Source organism: Trinickia sp. Y13, from assembly GCF_029522115.1.
GTDB lineage: Bacteria > Pseudomonadota > Gammaproteobacteria > Burkholderiales > Burkholderiaceae > Trinickia.
In genome coordinates this window covers 576,506-596,383 of record NZ_JAKWFK010000002.1, presented here as the reverse complement: position 1 = coordinate 596,383, position 19,878 = coordinate 576,506, and the positions used below count along the sequence as shown (strand labels likewise).

18 protein-coding genes and 1 tRNA gene are annotated in these 19,878 nt (G+C 65.2%); 15 read left to right on the top strand and 4 right to left on the bottom strand.

Going from position 1 to position 19,878, the window contains the following annotated elements; all coding sequences use genetic code 11:
• Positions 1-21: 21 nt before the first annotated feature.
• A complete protein-coding gene (locus MMB74_RS05820; RefSeq protein ID WP_277427642.1) occupies positions 22-399 on the bottom strand; it encodes a thioredoxin family protein in 378 nt (125 codons plus the stop codon).
• A 73-nt stretch (positions 400-472) separates the two neighbouring features.
• Positions 473-1,900, bottom strand: coding sequence for a DNA-processing protein DprA (gene dprA, locus MMB74_RS05815; RefSeq protein WP_277427641.1), 1,428 nt, complete (start codon positions 1,898-1,900; stop codon positions 473-475).
• Positions 1,901-2,123: 223 nt separating this feature from the next.
• Between dprA and def the strand changes: the two genes are divergently transcribed.
• From def to MMB74_RS05740, 15 genes are all read left to right on the top strand, one after another.
• Entirely contained in the window at positions 2,124-2,627 is a 504-nt protein-coding gene (gene def / locus MMB74_RS05810; RefSeq protein ID WP_277427640.1) for a peptide deformylase, read from the top strand.
• A 43-nt stretch (positions 2,628-2,670) separates the two neighbouring features.
• Positions 2,671-3,666 (top strand): methionyl-tRNA formyltransferase, encoded by a 996-nt coding sequence (gene fmt / locus MMB74_RS05805; RefSeq protein ID WP_277427639.1) that lies wholly within the window; start codon positions 2,671-2,673, stop codon positions 3,664-3,666.
• A gap of 104 nt (positions 3,667-3,770) precedes the next feature.
• Complete coding sequence (locus tag MMB74_RS05800) at positions 3,771-4,421, top strand: LysE family translocator (RefSeq protein ID WP_277427638.1); 651 nt, start codon at positions 3,771-3,773, stop codon at positions 4,419-4,421.
• 129 nt (positions 4,422-4,550) lie between these two features.
• Positions 4,551-5,408, top strand: coding sequence for a zinc metalloprotease HtpX (gene htpX, locus MMB74_RS05795; protein ID WP_277427637.1), 858 nt, complete (start codon positions 4,551-4,553; stop codon positions 5,406-5,408).
• Between the two features lie 265 nt (positions 5,409-5,673).
• On the top strand, positions 5,674-7,128 hold the full coding sequence (gene rsmB, locus MMB74_RS05790; RefSeq protein ID WP_277427636.1) for a 16S rRNA (cytosine(967)-C(5))-methyltransferase RsmB: 1,455 nt from the start codon (positions 5,674-5,676) through the stop codon (positions 7,126-7,128).
• Positions 7,125-7,718 carry a DUF4390 domain-containing protein gene (locus MMB74_RS05785; RefSeq protein ID WP_277427635.1) on the top strand — a complete coding sequence of 198 codons (594 nt, stop codon included), beginning with the start codon at positions 7,125-7,127 and terminating at the stop codon, positions 7,716-7,718. The genes rsmB and MMB74_RS05785 overlap by 4 nt, the downstream gene beginning before the upstream one ends.
• Positions 7,708-10,119 carry a PAS domain-containing sensor histidine kinase gene (locus MMB74_RS05780; protein ID WP_277427634.1) on the top strand — a complete coding sequence of 804 codons (2,412 nt, stop codon included), beginning with the start codon at positions 7,708-7,710 and terminating at the stop codon, positions 10,117-10,119. The genes MMB74_RS05785 and MMB74_RS05780 overlap by 11 nt, the downstream gene beginning before the upstream one ends.
• Positions 10,120-10,812: a response regulator transcription factor EsaR gene (gene esaR, locus MMB74_RS05775; RefSeq protein ID WP_277427633.1), complete on the top strand. Its 693-nt coding sequence runs from the start codon at positions 10,120-10,122 to the stop codon at positions 10,810-10,812.
• Positions 10,813-11,422: 610 nt separating this feature from the next.
• Positions 11,423-11,983 (top strand): hypothetical protein, encoded by a 561-nt coding sequence (locus tag MMB74_RS05770; RefSeq protein WP_277427632.1) that lies wholly within the window; start codon positions 11,423-11,425, stop codon positions 11,981-11,983.
• Positions 11,984-12,188: 205 nt separating this feature from the next.
• A tRNA-Phe gene (locus MMB74_RS05765) sits at positions 12,189-12,264 on the top strand.
• 290 nt (positions 12,265-12,554) lie between these two features.
• Complete coding sequence (gene queC, locus MMB74_RS05760; RefSeq protein ID WP_277427631.1) at positions 12,555-13,286, top strand: 7-cyano-7-deazaguanine synthase QueC; 732 nt, start codon at positions 12,555-12,557, stop codon at positions 13,284-13,286.
• 72 nt (positions 13,287-13,358) lie between these two features.
• Entirely contained in the window at positions 13,359-13,991 is a 633-nt protein-coding gene (queE, locus tag MMB74_RS05755) for a 7-carboxy-7-deazaguanine synthase (protein WP_277427630.1), read from the top strand.
• 9 nt (positions 13,992-14,000) lie between these two features.
• A complete protein-coding gene (gene queD / locus MMB74_RS05750; protein WP_277427734.1) occupies positions 14,001-14,450 on the top strand; it encodes a 6-carboxytetrahydropterin synthase QueD in 450 nt (149 codons plus the stop codon).
• A 261-nt stretch (positions 14,451-14,711) separates the two neighbouring features.
• Positions 14,712-15,500 carry an aldolase/citrate lyase family protein gene (locus tag MMB74_RS05745; protein WP_277427629.1) on the top strand — a complete coding sequence of 263 codons (789 nt, stop codon included), beginning with the start codon at positions 14,712-14,714 and terminating at the stop codon, positions 15,498-15,500.
• A complete protein-coding gene (locus tag MMB74_RS05740; RefSeq protein ID WP_277427628.1) occupies positions 15,497-16,228 on the top strand; it encodes a tetratricopeptide repeat protein in 732 nt (243 codons plus the stop codon). Before MMB74_RS05745 ends, MMB74_RS05740 begins: the two co-directional genes overlap by 4 nt.
• A 56-nt stretch (positions 16,229-16,284) precedes the next feature.
• Here the strand turns inward: MMB74_RS05740 and rodA are convergent, their stop codons facing one another.
• Both rodA and mrdA read right to left on the bottom strand, forming a co-directional pair.
• Positions 16,285-17,433 carry a rod shape-determining protein RodA gene (gene rodA / locus MMB74_RS05735; protein WP_277427627.1) on the bottom strand — a complete coding sequence of 383 codons (1,149 nt, stop codon included), beginning with the start codon at positions 17,431-17,433 and terminating at the stop codon, positions 16,285-16,287.
• 11 nt (positions 17,434-17,444) lie between these two features.
• Positions 17,445-19,871, bottom strand: coding sequence for a penicillin-binding protein 2 (mrdA, locus tag MMB74_RS05730; protein ID WP_277427626.1), 2,427 nt, complete (start codon positions 19,869-19,871; stop codon positions 17,445-17,447).
• Positions 19,872-19,878 lie beyond the last annotated feature (7 nt).

Below are 19,878 nucleotides of genomic sequence, written 5' to 3'. Positions count from 1 at the left end.
GCGTCGAGGGCCGGGGACGGATCAGGCCGTTGCAAGGGCCGGGCGAACCTTCGGCGCGCCCACTGCCTCGGGCAGCGCGGTCAGGTCGGACAGCAATCGGTCGGCGATTGCGCCGTGCGGCAAGACGGTGCCGAAGAAGCGCGTCGTGACGTCGTCCTCGATCAATAGCGTCGGAAAATTCTCCACGTCCAGATCGTCGAAGCGATCCGCGTGCGTTTCGATATCGATCCAAACGAAGCACATCTCGGGATGCGCATCGGCCAGCGCGTCGAACGTCGCGCGATATTCGCGGCAGGTGCCGCACCATTGCGCGCAAAGGCAGGCGACAAGCAGCGTGTTCGGCTCGTTGATGCGCTCGGCGACCCGGTCAGCGTCGGTATCGAGGTTCAGCGCGGGCATGATGCATTCCTTTCTTTCTATCCCGGTAGCGATTCGGGGACTTTAGCACGGCGGATTCGGCCATCGTTCCGGGTCAACGGCGGACGTGCCGAACGTAACGGCCGCCGGGCAAGACAGTTAAATGCCCGCGTAGCTCTAGCTCCAGGAGGGCGCCCTGCAGGACTGCGCTGCTCATTTCGGTGCGAACCGCCAAAATTTCAAGCGCTGCGGGCGCGTGCCCGAGGGCATCCAGCACGCTTGCGGCGGCGGGCGAGAGCTCGGCTTCGGGCGGCGGCGCGGATGGGGTCGGTGGGTTCGTTCGATGAGTTCGATGAATTCCAGAAGATTGATCGAAGTGATCGATTTCATCGACTTGATAGCGTGGCGCAGGCGGTAGCCCGTCGAACAGCGGTAGCGCCGTGGGGACGGGCCGCGGGCGAGCAGGCGCCCGCCGTCGGGTGCCCCGCTGCGTGCTGCCGACACGCAGTTCCGGGCCGTCGTCAGGCCTGTCCCCTTTCGGCCCGCCGCTCCCAACTGAACTGGAGGCGGTAGGCCCGGCCGCCGCTGATCGAGGCCGCCGCGCCGGCGGCGCGATCGACGACCGGCTCATCACCGGGCGCAGTTCGTCGAGCACGTCTTGGGTGGACTCGGTCAGCTTCGCGCCTTCCTTGATGAGCTGATGGCAACCGCGCGCGAGCGGCGCGTGGATCGACCCGGGGATGGCAAACACCTCCCGCCCCATTTCGTTGGCCAGCCGGGCGGTGATGAGCGAGCCCGAGCGCTGGGCTGCCTCCACCACGAGCACGCCTTGGCTCATGCCGGCGATTAGCCGGTTGCGCTGCGGAAAGTGCGCCGGCTTGGCCGGTGTGCCGAGCGGCCATTCCGAGACGATGGCGCCGCGCGCGATGATCGCGCGCGCTAGCGCCGCGTGCTGAGCGGGATAGACGAGATCGGCCCCCGTGCCGACCACGGCGACGGTGAAGCCGCCGGCCGCCAATGCGCCGCTGTGCGCGGCGGCGTCGATGCCCAGCGCAAGCCCGGAGACGATTGCCAGCCCCGATGCCGCGAGCTCGCGCGCGAAGCGTCCGGCGTCGTCTACGCCCTGTGACGTCGCATTGCGGCTGCCGACGATCGCCAGACTCGGCGCGTGCAGCCAGTGCAGCGCTCCCCTCACATAAAGAAGGGGCGGCGGATCGTGCATAGTCAGCAGCGCAGGCGGGTACGCGGGGTCGTCCAGCGTGAGCAGCGTGTGACCGGGCGCGGCGCACCAGGCGCGCGTACGCTCGAGTTGCTCGGCGATGTCAAAGCGTGCAGCGGCCGCCACGGCGCGGGCGGCGCGCTCGCCGGCCGTTTCTGCCAGGGTGTGAAACGGCTGCGCGATCAGCGCTTGCGCGTCGCCGTGTGCGCACAGCAGCTCGCGCAGTAGCGCGGACGGCAAGCCGCGCACCGAGCACAACGCGAGCCAGGCGCTCAACTGCGCCGGTGTTAGCGCTCGCGCCTGCATAGCGCCTCCACTTCGCATGAGCGCCTGCGCGCTCCCGTGCGTCGTGATAAGATTTTCACCATCCGAAATACTCCGACGTTGCCGGCACGCGTGGCTGCCGCTGCTGCGAGCGGCGCCCAAAGCGTGCGTGTTCGGCGTTATCTTCGGGGTCTGCCGAGGGCGGCGCCAGCCGGCCGGACGGCCTACCGAATCGTCGATCTTCAACGCGCGTCGCGGCTGCGTCGCCACCACTTTTGACAACATGGCTTTACTGAGCATCCTCAACTATCCCGATAAGCGGCTCCATAAGATCGCCAAACCGGTCGACAAAGTCGACGAGCGTATCCGCAAGCTCGTCGCCGATATGGCCGAAACGATGTACGCCGCGCCCGGCGTGGGCTTGGCCGCGACGCAGGTCGACGTGCACGAGCGTGTGATCGTCATCGACGTCTCGGAGACGCACGATCAACTTCGCGCCTTCATCAATCCGGAAATCATCTGGTCGAGCGACGAGCGCAAGATCAACGAGGAAGGCTGCTTGTCGGTGCCGGGCATCTACGACAGCGTCGAGCGCGCCGAGCGAGTGCGCGTGCGGGCCCTGAACGAGAAGGGCGAACAATTCGAACTCGACTGCGAAGGGCTGTTGGCCGTCTGCATCCAGCACGAAATGGATCATTTGATGGGTCGCGTCTTCGTCGAGTACTTGTCGCCGCTCAAGCAGACTCGCATCAAGACGAAGATGAAGAAACTCGCGCACGCGATGTGATGCGTTCTCCGACTGGCCGTTTTCCGCCGTTCTCGCTCATTCCATGACCCACACACTGCGCGTCGTCTTCGCCGGCACGCCCGAATTCGCCGCGGCAGCGCTCGCCGCCATCCATCAAGCCGGCTTTCCCGTGCCGCTCGTGTTGACCCAGCCCGACCGGCCAGCGGGTCGCGGCATGAAGCTGCAGGCAAGCGCCGTCAAACGGTACGCGCTCGAACATGGGCTTTGCGTCGCTCAGCCGCCGTCGCTGCGCCGCACGGGTAAATTTCCCGCTGAAGCCGCGCAAGCGATCGATCAATTGCGCGCCACACCCCATGACGTGATGGTCGTGGCGGCCTATGGCTTGTTGCTGCCGCCGGAAGTGCTCGACATCGCGCCGCACGGGTGCATCAACATCCATGCGTCGCTCTTGCCGCGCTGGCGCGGCGCCGCGCCGATTCATCGAGCGCTCGAAGCGGGTGATGCGCAGACGGGCATCACGTTGATGCAGATGGACGCGGGACTCGATACCGGCGCGATGATCGAGGTCGCGCGCACGCCCATCGACGCGCACGACACGACGGCCACGCTGCACGACAAACTCGCGTCGCAGGGGGCGCGGCTCATCGTCGAGGCGCTCACCGTCCTCGAGCGCACGGGCAGTTTGCCCGCGACGCCGCAGCCGGCCGAGGGGGCGACCTACGCGGAGAAGATCGCCAAGCACGAAGCGGCCCTGGACTGGCGCCGCAGCGCCGTTGCGCTCGCGCGGCAGGTGCGCGCTTTCGATCCGTTCCCGGGCGGCGTTGCCACCCTGGAGGACGGTACGGCATTGAAGGTTTGGTCGGCCGAACCCGTCGAGGCGGCGAACGAGGCCGCCCGGGCCGAGCCGGGGACGATCGTCCACGTCTCGCCGGAAGGCGTCGTCGTTGCCTGTGGCGAAGGGGCGCTGCGCTTGACGCAACTGCAAAAGCCGGGCGGCAAACGCTTGCCCGTCCGGGAATTCCTGGCTGGCGCCCCCTTGGCGCCGGGCCAACGGCTGCGTCTGCCCGAGGCGGTCTGACGTCGGACCGGTGGCGCGCGGCTTGGCCGAACAGACGAATGCACATCGCCGGCGCTCCATGCGAACATGGAGGGTCGACGCACTTGGCAAAGGAGCCCACCAGCATGTTCGGCATTGTCCATTTTCCATTCTTCGTCGCCGCGGTCTTCTTGCTGAACGTGACGCCAGGCCCCGACACGGCGTACATCGTGGGCCGCAGCGTCGCGCAGGGGCGCGGCGCCGGGCTGATGTCGGCGCTTGGAATCTGCACGGGCTGCTGCGTCCATACGATCGCCTGCGCGTTCGGCTTGACGGCGGTGCTGGCCGCCTCCGCCACGGCTTTCACCGTTATCAAGTTCGCCGGCGCCCTCTATTTGATCTACCTCGGCGTGCGGCTCGCTTTCTCGTCCACAGGCAAATCGCAGCAGGCGCGAAGCGACGCCGCGCAGGACGCCGCGTTGGCGGCCAAGTCCCTTCGGCAGCTTTTCCTGCAAGGCTTTTGGACCAACGTGCTCAATCCGAAGGTCGTGCTTTTCTTCGTCTCGTTCTTTCCGCAGTTCGTGTCGAGCGAAACCGAACACAAGGCGCTGGCTTTTCTCACGCTGGGCGGGGTTTTCATCGCGATGAGCGTCGTATGGTGCTTGTTCCTCGTGTGGGTGGCGAGCGGCGTGACGCGCCGCTTGGGCGGCAAGCCCGGCGTGAAGAAGTGGCTCGACCGCGTTGTCGGCAGCGCCTTCGTCGGTTTGGGGCTCAAACTGGCGACGGCCACGCGCTAACGGCGCGCCGCGCCCGGCTGCAGCGCGCCCCAACTCGTTTCTGACAAATCGCTTACAATTGGACCGTGCTTTGGCGGCGGCTCGGGTTGAGCCGGCCGTTCGGGGCGCATTCGGAAAATAGGAGCACACATGTTCAATTGGGTCAAAACCGCGATGCTGATGGCCGCGATCACGGCCCTGTTCGTCGTGATCGGCGGCATGATCGGCGGCTCGCGCGGCATGATGTTCGCGCTCGTGATCGCGCTTGCGATGAACTTCTTTTCGTACTGGTTCTCGGACAAGATGGTCCTGCGCATGTACAACGCGCAGGAAGTGGACGAAACGAGCGCTCCGCAGTTCTACCGCATGGTGCGCGAGCTCGCCACGCGGGCGCAATTGCCGATGCCGCGTGTCTACTTGATCAACGAAGATGCGCCCAACGCATTTGCCACGGGGCGCAATCCCGAGCATGCGGCGGTGGCTGCAACCACCGGCATTTTGCGTGTCCTGTCCGAGCGCGAGATGCGCGGCGTGATGGCCCACGAGCTGTCGCACGTGAAGCACCGCGACATCCTGATTTCGACGATTTCGGCAACGATGGCCGGCGCGATCTCGGCGCTCGCCAACTTCGCGATGTTCTTCGGCGGGCGGGACGATGAAGGGCGTCCAACCAATCCGATCGCTGGGATCGCGGTCGCGCTGCTCGCGCCGATTGCGGCAGCGATGATCCAGATGGCCATCTCGCGGGCGCGCGAATTCGAGGCCGATCGCGGCGGCGCCCAACTGTCGGGCGATCCTCAGGCGCTTGCCTCGGCGCTGGACAAAATCCACCGTTTTGCCTCGGGCATTCCGTTCGCCGCGGCCGAAGCGCATCCTACGACGGCGCAGATGATGATCTTGAACCCGCTCTCGGGCGGCGGCATAGCGAATCTGTTCTCTACGCACCCGGCCGCCGAGGAGCGTATCGCGCGCCTGATGGAAATGGCGCGCACGGGCCGCTACGAGTGAGCGTCTAGGCTCCCCGAGCAGCACGCTTGCGAAGCGGGCCGGGAGGAGCGGCGATCCGATTGCCGCGCGTTTCGGCTCGTTTCGTTTTGTGCGCAGGCCGTTTTCAGGCGGCTGCCGTTAGCGGCTTCACGATACGGGGCGCCATCGGGCCGCCCCGGCCACGCGGTACAATGCCTCGTTTATTTCCGCGTCTAAGCGCTAGTCGTGACGCCGCTCGACGTCACGCGGCCGTTCATCTCGCGTCGCGCGAAGATCCGCCTTCCCAATGACTCGATCCGCCTCTTCCCGGCGTTCCGCGCCCCAATCCGGCGCCGCGCGCTTCTCGACGCTTCATCTTGCGCCCGATTCGCTCGGCTTCGCACTCGATGGCGCCGCGCTTGCCGTGGGCGCCGTCCGCGGCGGCACGGCGTTGCCGGCTGCGCTGGCCGCCGTGCAGGCCGCGATGCCGGCGGCGAGTGCGACGCTCGCGCGCGGCGCGATTCAAGACATCGCTTACCGGACGCTACGGCGCCTGGGGACGGCCGACTGGCTCGTCGGTCAACTCGTGCGCAAAGCGCCGCCCGCGCATATCGGCAACGTGCTCGCGTGCGCTTTCTCGCTGCTCGCCGACGATGGCCCAGCCGCGGCATACACGGCCTATACGGTCGTCGATCAAGCGGTCACCGCCATCGCCTCGCGGCGCGAGTGCGCATTTGCCAAGGGTCTCGTCAATGCGGTGCTGCGAGGCTTTCTGCGAGAGCGGGAAAGCTGGCTCGCGAAAGCCGCGCTGGACCCCGTGGCTGCGTGGAATTATCCGCAGTGGTGGATCGAATCGGTGCGGCGTGCGTGGCCCGATGCTTGGCAGCGCGTGCTGGCCGCCGGCAATGCGCCGGGGCCGCTGACGCTGCGCGTCAACGCGCGGCGCGCGACGGTGCCCGAATATCTACGCACGCTCGATGAGCACGGGATCGCGGCCGCGGCAATCGGGCCTAGCGCCGTCAGGCTTGTCGCGCCGGTTCCCGTCGATCGCATCCCTGGCTTCGCGCAGGGAATCGTCTCGGTGCAAGATGCGGGCGCACAGCTGGCCGCTCAATGGCTCGGCGTGCGCGACGGCATGCGTGTGCTCGATGCGTGCGCGGCGCCCGGCGGCAAGACGGGCCACGTGCTGGAGCTGGCCGACGTCGAACTCGTGGCGCTCGAAGCGGATGCGGCGCGCGCCACGCGCATCGACGAGAATCTGTCGCGGCTCGCTTTACCGCAGCCGGAATCGAAGGCGACGGTGCAGGTGCTCGTCGGGGACGCGAGCGCCCCGTCGCAGTGGCACGATGGGCGAGCGTTCGACCGCATTTTGGCCGACGTGCCGTGCTCGGCGTCGGGCATCGTTCGCCGCCATCCCGACGTGCGTTGGCTGCGGCGCGTGGCCGATGTTCCGGCGCTCGTCGCGCAGCAGCGGCGCATCCTCGACGCGCTCTGGCCGCTGCTCGCACCAGGCGGCGAGTTGCTTTACGTGACGTGCTCGATCTTTCCCGAGGAAGGCGAGGAACAGGCGCACTGGTTTGAACGCGCGCATGAAGATGCGGTACGATTGGACGCGCCCGGGCAACTGCTGCCGACCTGCCGGGGCGCTGCAGCCGAGTTCTCGGCTCCCTTATCCACCGGAGAGCGCGCCGCTGAGTTCGAGCGCACCGGGGCCGACATCGACCACGACGGTTTTTTCTACGCGCGCTTTCAGAAACGGTGACGATCAGCACTCGCTTTTTTCCGCTTCGGCTCATGGCCTTGCTCTGGATCGGGCTGACCGTTTGCCTCGTTGCGGCGGGCTCTGCGCGTGCCGATACGGTCGCCGTGCAGCGCGCGTCGTTGCAGGCTGACGGCAACGGCTGGAGCCTCGACGCGCGTTTCGACTTCGAGCTGAACAGCAGTCTCGAAGATGCCGTCAACAAAGGCGTGCCGCTTTATTTCACGACCGAGTTCGATCTCACGCGTCCGCGCTGGTATTGGTTCGACGAGCAGCCCGTCTCGGTCACGCAAACACTGCGGCTGTCGTTTCAGCCGCTGACGCGCGAATATCGCGTATCGAGCGGCGGCCTGCAACAGGGCTTCTCGTCTCTGGCCGACGCCTTGGCCGTCATCAAGCACGTCACCTCGTGGCACGTGATCGATCGCAATCAGGTCCAGCCTGGCGAAACGTATTCGGCGTCGGTGCGCATGCAACTCGACACGGCGTTGATGCCCAAGCCGTTCCAGGTCGATGCGGTCAACAACCGCGACTGGACGCTCGTTTCCGATTGGAAGCGCTTTACCTTCACGGTGGCCGAACGTGCTAAATAGCATGCGTCGAAAAGCGGATCTCAGCAGCATCGTGGTGCGCGTGATCGTCTCGACGGTCGCCGTCACGGCGCTGCTGCTGCTCGTGCTGCTCGCGGCGGCCAGCGCCAATACCGAGTTCTTCGATCGCTACTACTCGTGGCTCTATGCGGCGAACATCGCCGTGGCGCTCGTCTTTCTGCTGATCGTGCTCGCGCTCGTCGCGATGATTCTCGCGCGCCTGCGCAAGGGCAAGTTCGGCACGCGCCTGCTCGCCAAGCTAGCGATTTTTTTCGCGTTGGTGGGTGTGCTGCCCGGCGGCATCATCTATGTGGTGTCGTACCAATTCGTGTCGCGCAGCATCGAGTCGTGGTTCGACGTCAACGTCGAAACCGCGCTGACCTCGGGCTTGAATCTGGGCCGCGGCATGCTCGATGCCTCGTTGTCCGATCTGCAGACGAAGGCGCACGTCATGGCCGATCAGCTGGGCGGCACGGCGCCGACGAACACCACGCTGACGTTGTTGCGCATGCGCGATCAGTTCGGCATCCAAGAGGCCACGCTGGTCGAATCGGCGCGCAGCGTCTCGGGCGCGTCGCCCGATGTGCACGTGGTGGCGCAAGCCTCGAGCAACATCGCTTCGCTGCTGCCCGACGATTTGCCGACGCAGGCCATGCTCGAGCAAGCGCGCGGCCGCGGGTATGCGGGCATCGAGGGCGAAGTGGACGGCGATCCGCACGCAAAGGGCGCCAAAGGCACGCTGCGCCTGCGGGTGGTCGTGCGCGTGCCCGATTCGAATACGTCGCTGTTGCAGCCCGCGGAACGTTTCCTGCAGCTGACGCAGCCGGTTTCGCCATCGCTCGCGCGCAATGCCGATGCCGTCCAGCGCGCCTATCGCGAGTATCAAGAGAAGGCGCTCGGCCGCACCGGTTTGCGCAAGATGTATATCGGCACGCTGACGCTCGCGCTCTTTTTGGCCACGTTCATCGCGATGATGCTCGCGCTCGCGCTCGGCAACCAATTGGCGCGGCCGCTGTTCTTGCTCGCCAAGGGCACGAAGGAGGTGGCCGAGGGCGACTACACCCCCAAGCGAGAAATCAAGTCGCGTGACGAGCTCGGCTTTTTGACGCAGTCGTTCAACGCGATGACGCGCCAGTTGTCGGAGGCGCGCGCGGCGGTCGAGCGCAACCGCATCGCACTGGAACATTCGAAGGCGTATCTCGAGAGCATCCTCGCGAACCTGACGGCCGGCGTGTTCGTGCTCGACCGCCAATTCCGCTTGACGACGGCCAATCGCGGCGCCGAGCGGATTTTCCGGCAGCCATTCCAATCGATGCTGGGCGCATCGCTGGACACCATCGGCGTGCTGGCCGAGTTCGCCGCGATGGTGCGCAAGGCATTCGCCGATCGCGAGGCGGCCAGCGAGGGCGTCGTCGAAGATGGCGGCCATTGGCAGCAGCAGGTGGCGGTGTCGGTACCCGGCGAAACGGAGCCGCTGACCTTGCTCGTGCGCGGCTCGCGCTTGTTGGCGGCCACCCCGGGCGAGCATGGGGACGAAGCGGGGACGGCGGGCTACGTCATCGTGTTCGACGATATTTCGGACGTCATTTCGGCGCAGCGCTCGGCGGCTTGGGGCGAGGTGGCGCGGCGCTTGGCTCATGAGATCAAGAATCCGCTCACGCCGATACAACTGTCGGCCGAGCGGCTGCAGATGAAGCTGGCGGACAAGCTCTCGCCGCACGATGCCGACGTCCTCAAGCGCGGTGCGACGACGATCGTCAACCAGGTGTCGGCGATGAAGCAAATGGTCGACAACTTCCGCGATTACGCACGCACCCCGCCCGCCGTGCTCGCGAATCTGCAATTGAACGATCTCGTGGCGGAGGTGTTGACCTTGTACGGTGTCGAAGAGCGCAAGAGTGCGATCACCGCCGAGCTATCGGCATTGCCCGTGATCCGTGGCGATGCGACACAATTGCGGCAAGTCATACACAACCTGCTGCAAAACGCGCAGGATGCGGTGGCCGATGTCGCAAGTCCACGTGTCGTCATCGAAACCAAGACAGTAGAATATGGCGACCCCGATGCGCAGGGCAAAGTGCGCGTCGCGGTTCGCCTGACCGTATCCGATAACGGCCCGGGCTTTCCCGCCCGCATCCTCACGCGAGCGTTCGAACCTTACGTGACGACGAAAGCCAGAGGAACGGGGCTTGGGCTCGCTATGGTCAAGAAGATCGTCGATGAACACGGCGCGCGAATCGATATTCGGAATCGAGTGAAAGCAGGCGAAGCAATCGAAGGTGCGCAGATTTCGATTTTGTTCCTGCAATTGGCAGACGATGCGGCGCCCTCCGGGGGAGCGGCCTCTCACGGCGGCGCAGTGCCGGGTGCAACAAAAGCAATAGCGCAGACAAGGGCAGCATAAATGGCGACCATACTGGTGGTAGACGACGAAATGGGTATTCGGGAATTGCTCTCGGAGATCCTCAGCGACGAGGGGCATGCCGTGGAGGTGGCGGAGAATGCGCAACAAGCGCGCGACTACCGCTTGCGTCAGGCGCCCGACCTAGTACTGCTCGACATTTGGATGCCGGATACGGACGGCGTCACGCTGCTCAAAGAGTGGGGCGCGCAAGGGCAATTGACGATGCCGGTCATCATGATGTCCGGCCACGCGACGATCGATACGGCGGTCGAAGCGACCAAAATCGGCGCGCTCAATTTTCTCGAAAAGCCGATCGCGCTACAGAAGCTGTTGAAAGCGGTCGAGCAGGGGCTCGCTCGCGGTAGTGCCGCGCCCACCGTCGGCTCTGCGGCCGCGAAGGCTGTGGCGCCCACGAATGTGACGACGGTTGCGGCAGCCGTCGCGTTGCCGATGCTCGCGGCGGATGCCGTGGCAACCAGCCACCCTGCGCTCCCGCAGGCTGCGTCGATTTCATTCGACATCCCGCTGCGCGACGCGCGCGACGCCTTCGAGCGCGCCTATTTCGAATACCACTTGGCGCGCGAGAACGGCAGCATGACGCGTGTGGCGGAAAAGACGGGTCTCGAGCGCACGCACCTTTATCGCAAGCTCAAGCAGTTGGGCGTCGATCTGAGCAAGAACAAGGGGGAGTGACGAGGAGTGACTCGCCCCTCGCGATGCCGAGTGCATACGCCGCTTTCGTTCCCACACTGATCGATTCGTGGTAGGGCTCCTACAACGCGTCGGGTGGAGACTAGATTGGCTTCCTGATTCAACTCGGGAAAGCATGATGGAAATCAAGTCTAGCCGTGTCGCCGCCACCGTTCGAGACTGGTTCTCCCGGCGGTCGCACGCAACCAATCCGGCAGGTGGGCCGTCAGTTGGTGCGCCGTCTAGTCACGCATCACACCCTCTCCAAAGCGCAGGGCGTCCCCCCTGGCCCTCGCCTCCCGCTGGACAGGACGCAGGGCATCCCGCCTGGCCCTCGCCTCCCGCTGGACAGGACGCAGGGCATCCCGCCTGGCCCTCGCCTCCCGCTGGACAGGACGCAGGGCATCCCGCCTGGTCCTCGCCTCCCGCTGGACAGGACGCAGGGTACCCCGCCTGGTCCTTGCCTCCCGCTGGGCAAGACGCAGGGCTTCCCCCCTGGTCCTCACCTCCCGCTGGAGCACCTCAGGCTGTTGGCCCGACTCGAAGGTCTTTCCTCCATAGCACCGCGGCGAAGGTCACCCTCATAGGGGTGGCAGCTGTGGGCGGCGGCGCTTTGCTGGAGAAAATCGAAGGCGACGACTTCGATCGAAAGTCGTTACCGCCTAAGGAGCCCGGCATCACGATAGCCCCTAATATTCAAGCGCCGTCCGCACCGGCGCTGTCCGCGACATCGGCGATAGAAAATGTTCCGGCCGTGAAGGCAGCGGCGCAGAAGCTAAAAGCGTGCGCCCAAACCGAGGCAAAACTGATCCGGGCCCAACCCGAATCGTCGATACCCGGCTATCTCAAGTCAAGTTATGCGAATGTGATAGCCGCGGCGTCTGAGTCCGGGGGAGAAGGTCTCCAAAATCTAGTGGAAGCATTGGATGGTTATGCGACGATCCTGTACCTGTATAGGGATTCAACCCCCTTTCCGGAATCGGGACCGCTACATCGCGCTAGGTTGGACCGGGATGGCGCGCTGCTCGATTTCGCCAATGAAGTGATTGCGGCGTCTCAGCAGAATACCAACGCGCCGAATGCGCAAGACCAGCTCCTCGTCGAGCGAGCCAGGGTCATTAGTCGGGAAGCGCCATCGATGACCCTCCGAGATCAAGTTCTTCCTACCCAATGAAAGCCGTCTGAGTTTCGGCAAGCGGGCCTGCCGAAACTCGGGTCGACGCTCAGGATTACTGGGCGGTTTTGCGCTGCCCGATTCCAAAGCCGGATGAATAGGGTTCCTCGGCCGCCGACGAGCGGACCTTCCCCATGTTGTGCGAACGCATCGGAAGAAAGTCTTGAGCGAGGCGAAACTCCTTGCTATACTCTCGCTTCTTCGTGGCCCGGTAGCTCAGTTGGTAGAGCAGCGGATTGAAAATCCGCGTGTCGGTGGTTCGATTCCGCCCCAGGCCACCAGCAGTATCCAACCCCAAGAATCGCAAGGTTCTTGGGGTTTTTCTCATGGCGACGAAGCGGCAGGTTCGATCGTGGTCCGGTGGGGCGGCGATTCCGAGCCCGTATCCGAGCCGGATTCCGAGCCCGAACCCCGTCGGCGCTGCTGCACGGTATAAGCGGGGCGCAGCCCGGCTCGCCGGGGCGGGGCATATACTTGCCAAGTGCCGCGCGGTGGCACCGGCGGTGCAGCGCCGCAACGTGGGCGCACGCCACGCGCAGCCATTTTTGATCACGTCGACGGAGTTATCACGGTGATTCGGACAGACGCGAAGCATGGCGCGCTCGTGTTGTTTTCGGGCGGTCAGGATTCGACCACATGCCTTGCTTGGGCGCTCGAGCGCTATGAGACGGTCGAGACGCTGGGTTTCGACTACGGCCAGCGTCATCGCGTCGAACTCGAGTGCCGCGACGGCGTGCGTCAGGCGATCATGCGGGAATTTCCGGCCTGGGCAGCGCGCCTGGGCGACGACCACATGATCGATTTGTCCGTGCTGGGCGCGATCAGCGAGACGGCGATGACGCGCGAGATTCAGATCGAATCCGCGGCGAACGGTTTGCCCAATACCTTCGTGCCCGGCCGCAACCTGATGTTCATGACGATCGGCGCGGCGATCGCGTATCGCCGTGGGCTGTCGGTGCTCGTCGGCGGTATGTGCGAGACCGATTTCTCGGGCTACCCCGACTGCCGGGACGACACGATGAAGGCGCTGCAAGTTGCGCTCAATTTGGGGATGGACAGCCGCTTTTTGGTCGAGACGCCGCTGATGTGGCTCGACAAGGCCGACACGTGGCGGCTCGCTCGCGAGTTGGGCGGCGACGCGCTCGTCGAACTGGTGCGCGTCGAGACGCATACGTGTTACGTTGGCGAGCGCGCCGAATTGCATCAATGGGGCTTCGGCTGCGGCGAGTGCCCGGCCTGCCGTTTGCGCAAGCGCGGTTACGAGGCATTTCTCGCCGGCGAAAAGGTGACGCAGCCGGCGTAACGGCAGAACGCGGCTCGGTGTTTTTGCACCGGTGCGCCGCGGAGCAACCAAGTTGGACGAATCGAGCGCAGCATGACGTACGCGGTCAAAGAGATTTTCTACACGTTGCAGGGCGAAGGTGCGAATGCGGGCCGGCCCGCCGTGTTTTGCCGGTTCGCCGGTTGCAACCTGTGGTCGGGCCGCGAAGAGGACCGTGAAAGCGCGGTATGCCGCTTTTGCGATACCGATTTCGTCGGCACGGACGGGGAGAATGGCGGCAAGTATCGGGACGCCGGTGCGCTCGTCGACCTCATTGCATCGCTGTGGCCGGAAGGCGAGGCGCAGCGCTTCGTGGTCTGCACCGGGGGCGAACCCATGCTGCAGATGGACGAGCCGCTCGTGGCCGCCTTGCATGCCGCCGGCTTCGAGGTGGCGATCGAAACGAACGGCTCGCTGCCCGTGCTCGAATCGATCGATTGGATCTGCGTGAGCCCCAAGGCCGACGCGCCGCTCGTCGTCACGAAGGGCAACGAGCTCAAGGTTGTCGTGCCGCAGGATAATCAACGGCTTGCCGACTATGCCGAACTCGACTTCGACTACTTTCTCGTGCAGCCGATGGACGGCCCATCGCGCGAGATGAATACGCGCCTGGCGATAGACTGGTGCAAGCGCCATCCGCGCTGGCGCCTGTCGATGCAGACCCACAAGTATCTGAACATTCCCTGATTCGCCGTGCTGACGATTACCCGAAAACTCGAATTCGACGCGGGCCACCGCATTCCCGACCACCGCAGCCAGTGCCGCAACTTGCACGGCCATCGGTACGTGCTCGAAATCACACTGCGCGGCAAGGTGGTGGAAACGGAAGGCGCCCCGGATCGCGGCATGGTGATGGACTTCGCCGATGTCAAATCGCTCGCCATGGAGCACATCGTGAGCCGCTGGGATCACGCGTTCATCGTATTCGAGGGCGATACGCGCGTGCGCGAATTCCTGCAATCGATGCCGGATCACAAGACCGTCGTCATCGATCGCGTGCCGACCGTCGAAAACCTGGCCGCGATCGCCTTCGAGACGCTGGCGCAAGTCTACGACGTGCATTACGGCATCGATCTGCGGCTGCATCAAGTCCGCCTCTACGAAACGCCGAACTGCTGGGCAGACGTCGTGCGCCCTGCCGAATGATGCGGGTTGTCGCAGCCGGCCGCGGCGGCCTTCGTGGCGTCGCGTCGCCGCTCGGGTGCGAACCCGTTCCTTGCCGCCCGAACCCTCGTGCAGCATCGCACTGAGGCCGCTTATTGTCAGGGTATGATCGAGGCAGAGCCGGTTTTATGCGCAGCGACGCGTCCGGCCGATAGACGTCCCCAAGGAGCGAGACATGCCGGGCGCCGCATCTGCGAGCTCACGTCGTTCCTTGCCTGCGAGGCGTAGGCGTGGAGCAAACCGATGAGCGCGTTCACCAACCCCCTGAAACAGCGTTTGAAGGAAGACGACGGCCAGCCGTTGTATGGGCTCTGGCTCTCGCTTGCCAGCGCGGATGCGGCCGAAGCGCTCGCGCATGCCGGCTTCGACTGGCTGTGCATCGACATGGAGCATGCGCCGAACGATTCGGCTGACGTAACGGCGCAATTGCGGGCGATCGCCGCGGCGCATTTGCCCACGGAGCCGATCGTGCGCGTGCCCGCGAGCGAAGGGTGGCTCGTCAAGCGCGTGCTCGATGCGGGTGCGCGCACGCTGATGTTCCCGAACATCGAATCGGCCGAGCAAGCGGCGCACGCGGTGCGCCTGACGCGCTATCCGGATGCCGCCGCCCCCGATGGACTGCGCGGCGTCGCGGGCGTCGTGCGCGCGGCCGCATTCGGTGCGCGCCGCGATTACGTGCAAAGCGCCAATACGCAGATCGCCACGATCGTGCAAATCGAATCGGCGCGCGCGTTGGAGCAGGTGGAGGCCATCGCCGCGACGCCCGGCGTCGATTGCTTGTTCGTGGGCCCAGCCGATTTGGCGGCAAGCCTCGGTCATCTTGGCGACTCGAAGCATCCGCAAGTGCAGGCCGCCATCGCGCGTATCGTCGAGGCCGCGGGCCGCGCCGGCATCCCGGCAGGCATTTTTGCGCTGGACGTCGCGCTCGCTCGGCAGTATCGCGAAGCCGGCTTTCGTGTCATCGCGCTTGCCGCGGACATTATGTGGCTCGTCCGCGCGACGCGCTCGGCATTGCAGGAGGTGAGATCGTGAAACAACGAACGATCATGGCGCGCACGCTGTCGCTGCTCGTATGCGGCGCGTCGGCGTGGTCCATCGCGTGCGGCGCAGCCGCGCAAAGTGCGGCGCAAGCGCCAACGCAGCCGCCTGCAAACGGCGGTGCGCAAACGCAGACGGCCGTGGCCGACTACAACGCCGGCAACCTGCCGGCGGCGCTCGCAGAATTTCGCGCGGCGGCCGAGCGAGGCGATCGGTTGGCGCAATTCAACTACGCGATGATGCTGCTCAACGGCGAGGGCGCGGCGGCCAATGTGGAAGAGGGCCGCAAATGGCTGCGCAAGGCCGCCGACGCGAACATGTCGCACGCTCAGTACGTCTACGGACGGATGTACGACGACGGCGAGTTCGTCGCTCGCGATCCGGCCGAAGCGCATCGATGGTTTTTGAAGGCGGCGCAACAAGGCCACGTGCAGGCCGAGCTTGCGCTCGCCAATCAATTTCTCGACGGTCGCGGCACGCCCCGCAACAACGCGCGGGCGTTCTTCTGGTATGAAAAGGCGGCCGAGGGTGGCGACATGACCGCACAGTACGTGGCCGGTTCGTTCTACGAGCGCGGCGGCGACGGCGTCAAGCGCAACCTGAACGTGGCGCGCGCCTATTACGCGGCCGCCGCGGCCCAGGGCGACCCGGCTGCGAAGCTCAAGTTCCAGGAACTGAGCCGAGAGCTCAGGGAGCAGAACAAACAGCAGAAAGCGAAGTGACGTGAAGCCGGGGCTCGCTCGCGAGCCCTGCGATGAGCGCGAGCAGCCCCTCGGCCCTAGCTCTTCATCAAGCGCTTTTGCCGGCCGATGCTCATGATGAGGCCGACCGCGGTGCCGAGCGTCGTCAGCGCCGTTCCGCCGTAGCTCATGAAGGGCAGCGGCACGCCGACGACGGGCAAGATCCCGCTCACCATGCCGACATTGACGAACGCGTAGGTGAAAAAGGCCATGGTGAGCGAGCCTGCGAGCAGCCGGCCGAACAGCGTCGCACCGTTGGCCGCGATAAAGAGGCCCCGCGCGATCAACGCCACGTACAGCGTCAGCAGCACGAGTTCGCCGACGAGCCCGAATTCTTCCGCGAACACCGCGAAAATGAAGTCGGTGTGCTTTTCGGGAATGAAATCGAGGTGCGCCTGCGTCCCCTTGAGCCAGCCCTTGCCGAGCGGCCCGCCCGAGCCGATGGCGATCACCGCTTGAATCGTATGAAAGCCCTTGCCGAGCGGATCGGATGTCGGATCGAGCAGCGTGCAAATGCGATGCTTCTGGTAGTCGTGCATCAGCGGCCACTGCACTTGCGGCTGGCAGATCTTGTCTTGGAACGTCGCCACCGACGCGATGCCGATGACGGCCGCGATCAGCACGGGCACGATCAGCTTGAACGAAAGCCCGGCGAAGTAGATGACGAATAGGCCCGCCGCGAACACGAGCACGGCCGTGCCCAGATCGGGCTGCTTCGCGATGAGCCCCACCGGCAGCAATAAGATGGCGAAGCCGACGACGAAGTCGTACCAGCGAATCGAGCTTTCCCGGCGTTGGTAGTACCACGCCAACATCAGCGGCGTGGCGATCTTCAAAATTTCCGACGGCTGAATCACGACGCCGACGTTGATCCAACGCTTTGCGCCTTTCTTCGTGATGCCGAACACGGCGACGGCCACGAGCAACGCCACACCGAACGTATACAGCGGCACGGCAAAGCGCATCAGCGTGGTCGGCGGGACGGTTGCGAGCGCCCACATCAGCACGAACGTGAGCACGATGTTGCGCAACTGGTCCTCGACCCGCCCAGGCACGTCGATGCTCGCGCTATATAGCGTGACGATGCCGACGCACAGCAGCAGGAAAACCGTCAGTGCGAGCGGACGATCGAACCCGACGAACATCTTCTTGATGCGTTCGAGCCAGGCGCGCTTGTCGTTGGGCATGCCTTTCTCCGTTAATCGTTGGGGCCGGAACCGTCCGGCGTAGCCGCGCTCGCCCCCGGGCGATGCTCGCGCGGCGCGGTGAGCGCGGCGCTCGCGGGTTCGTCGGACGACGCGGGCCGCTTGTGCGGCGAGCCGGGCGCGCTGTGCGCCGCGGCGCCTGACGGCGCGGCCCGATGCAGCCGGCGAATCGCTTCGGCGGCCGAGGCGGGCGGCGCCGATGCCTTCGAGCGCGAGGCTGCGGCGCTCGTCGCGCTATCGCTGGCGCTGCGAGGGAGGGTATCGGCGGCGTTCGCGGCCGAGGCAGCCGAACCGGCTTGCCCTGCCGCAGCGCGCTCGGCGGCGACGACATCGGTAGCGATCAGCGGCGCCGACGCATCTTGCGGCGCCGAGGCCGGCAACACGGGCGGCGGCAGGGCTTTGAACCCGGCGGCCACCTTCACGCTAGGCGTGGAGCCCTCGGCATCCGTCGCGCCGATGACCGGGCCGGCGGCGCCCTGCGTGGCCGAGGCGGCCGCCGAAACGGCGGCTTGCAACACGCCGGGCTTGCCGCGTTGAAGCAGGTAGTAGTCGAGCACGCGCCGCACGATCGGGCCGGCCACGCTCGCGCCCCAGCCGCCGTTTTCGACGATCGTGGCGACGGCGATGACCGGATGATCCGCCGGCGCAAAGGCGATGAACAGCGAGTGGTCGCGCAGATGCTCGGCCAGCGCGCCGCCGTGATACTTGGCGCCTTGCAACGAAAACACCTGCGCCGTGCCGGTCTTGCCCGCCACAGTATAGGGTGCGTTGCGAAACACTTCGTAGCCGGTGCCGGACGGGTTGCTCGTCACGTTCACCATGCCGCGCTTGACGACGTCGATATCGGCTTGGCTCACGGCGATGCGGGCGCTTTCATGCGGCACCGTCAGCCGCATCTCGCGCGTGATCGGGTTCTCGATTTCCTTGACTAGATGGGGGCGCATGACGACGCCATCGTTGGCGAGCGTCGCCGTCGCGTGTGCGAGCTGCAGCATCGTGAACGAGTTATACCCTTGGCCGATGCCCAGGCTGATCGTCTCGCCTTCGTACCAACGCTGCTGCTCGGGCTTGCGATAGGCCTTTTTCTTCCATTCGGTCGAAGGCAGAATGCCGCGCGCCTCGCCGGCGATGTCGATGCCGGTGATCTGCCCGAAGCCCCACGGCTTCATGAAATTGGCGATCGCGTTGACGCCCAGATCATGCGCGAGCATATAAAAGTAGGTGTCGTTCGACACCATGATCGCGCGGTTCATGTCGATCCACCCCTGGCCTTGCGGCACGTCGTTGCGGAACGTGTGTCCGCCGAACGTGTAAAAGCCCGGATCGTGGAAGCCCCACTCGGGTGTGCGCTTATGCAGCGTGAGCGCGGCGAGCGCCATGAAGGGCTTGTAGGTCGAGCCCGGCGGATAGGCGCTGTGCAATGGCCGGTTCAACAGCGGGTGATCGGGCGAATTGTTCAGTTCGTCCCACGTCTGCTGATCGATGCCGTCGACGAACGCATTGGGGTCGAAGCTCGGTGCGGAAACGAAGGCGAGGACATCGCCCGTCGCGGGTTCGATGGCCACGAGCGCGCCGCGGTGGCCCGCGAACGCCTGTTCCGCCACTTCCTGCACGCCGATATCGAGCGAGAGCACGAGATTGTTGCCGGGCGTGGCCTGCGTGCGCGAGAGTGTGCGCACGGGCCGCCCGCCCGCCGTCACTTCGACTTCCTCGAACCCCGTCAGCCCGTGAAGCTCGGCCTCGTAGCTCTGCTCGACGCCGATCTTGCCGATGTAGTCGGTGCCCTTGTAGTTGTTCGCATCCAGCCGCGGATCGTAATGATCGGGGTCGCTGTCGTTCTGCTCGCTGGTCGCGTCGATCTTTTCCTGATCGCGTTGCGAAATGCGCCCGATGTAGCCAATCACGTGCGCCGCGGTGGTGCCGAGCGGATATTGGCGAAACAGCCGCGCGCGCACATCCACGCCCGGAAAGCGGAAGCGCTGCGCCGTGAAGCGCGCGACTTCTTCGTCGGTCAAGCGCGTGCGGATCGGCAGGCTTTCGAAGTTCTTCGAATCTTCGAGCAGCTTCTTGAAGCGGCGGCGATCGCGCGCATCGATCGTGATGACCGAGGAGAGCTTATCGATGACGTGATCGAGCGAGTCGTCGAGCTTGGACGGCGTGATTTCGAGCGTATAGGCCGAATAGTTGCGAGCGAGCACCACGCCGTTGCGATCGGTGATGATGCCGCGATTGGGCACGATCGGCGCGACCGAAATGCGGTTCTCGTCGGCTTGCAGCGAATACTTGCTGTAGTGCCACACCTGCAGGAACAGAAAGCGCAGCACGAGCAACCCGAAGCAGACGAGCACGAACAGCCCCGCCGCCGCTACGCGGAAGCGGAACCTCATGAGCTGCTGCTGGGTGTTTTTGAATTCGGTCATGCGTCGG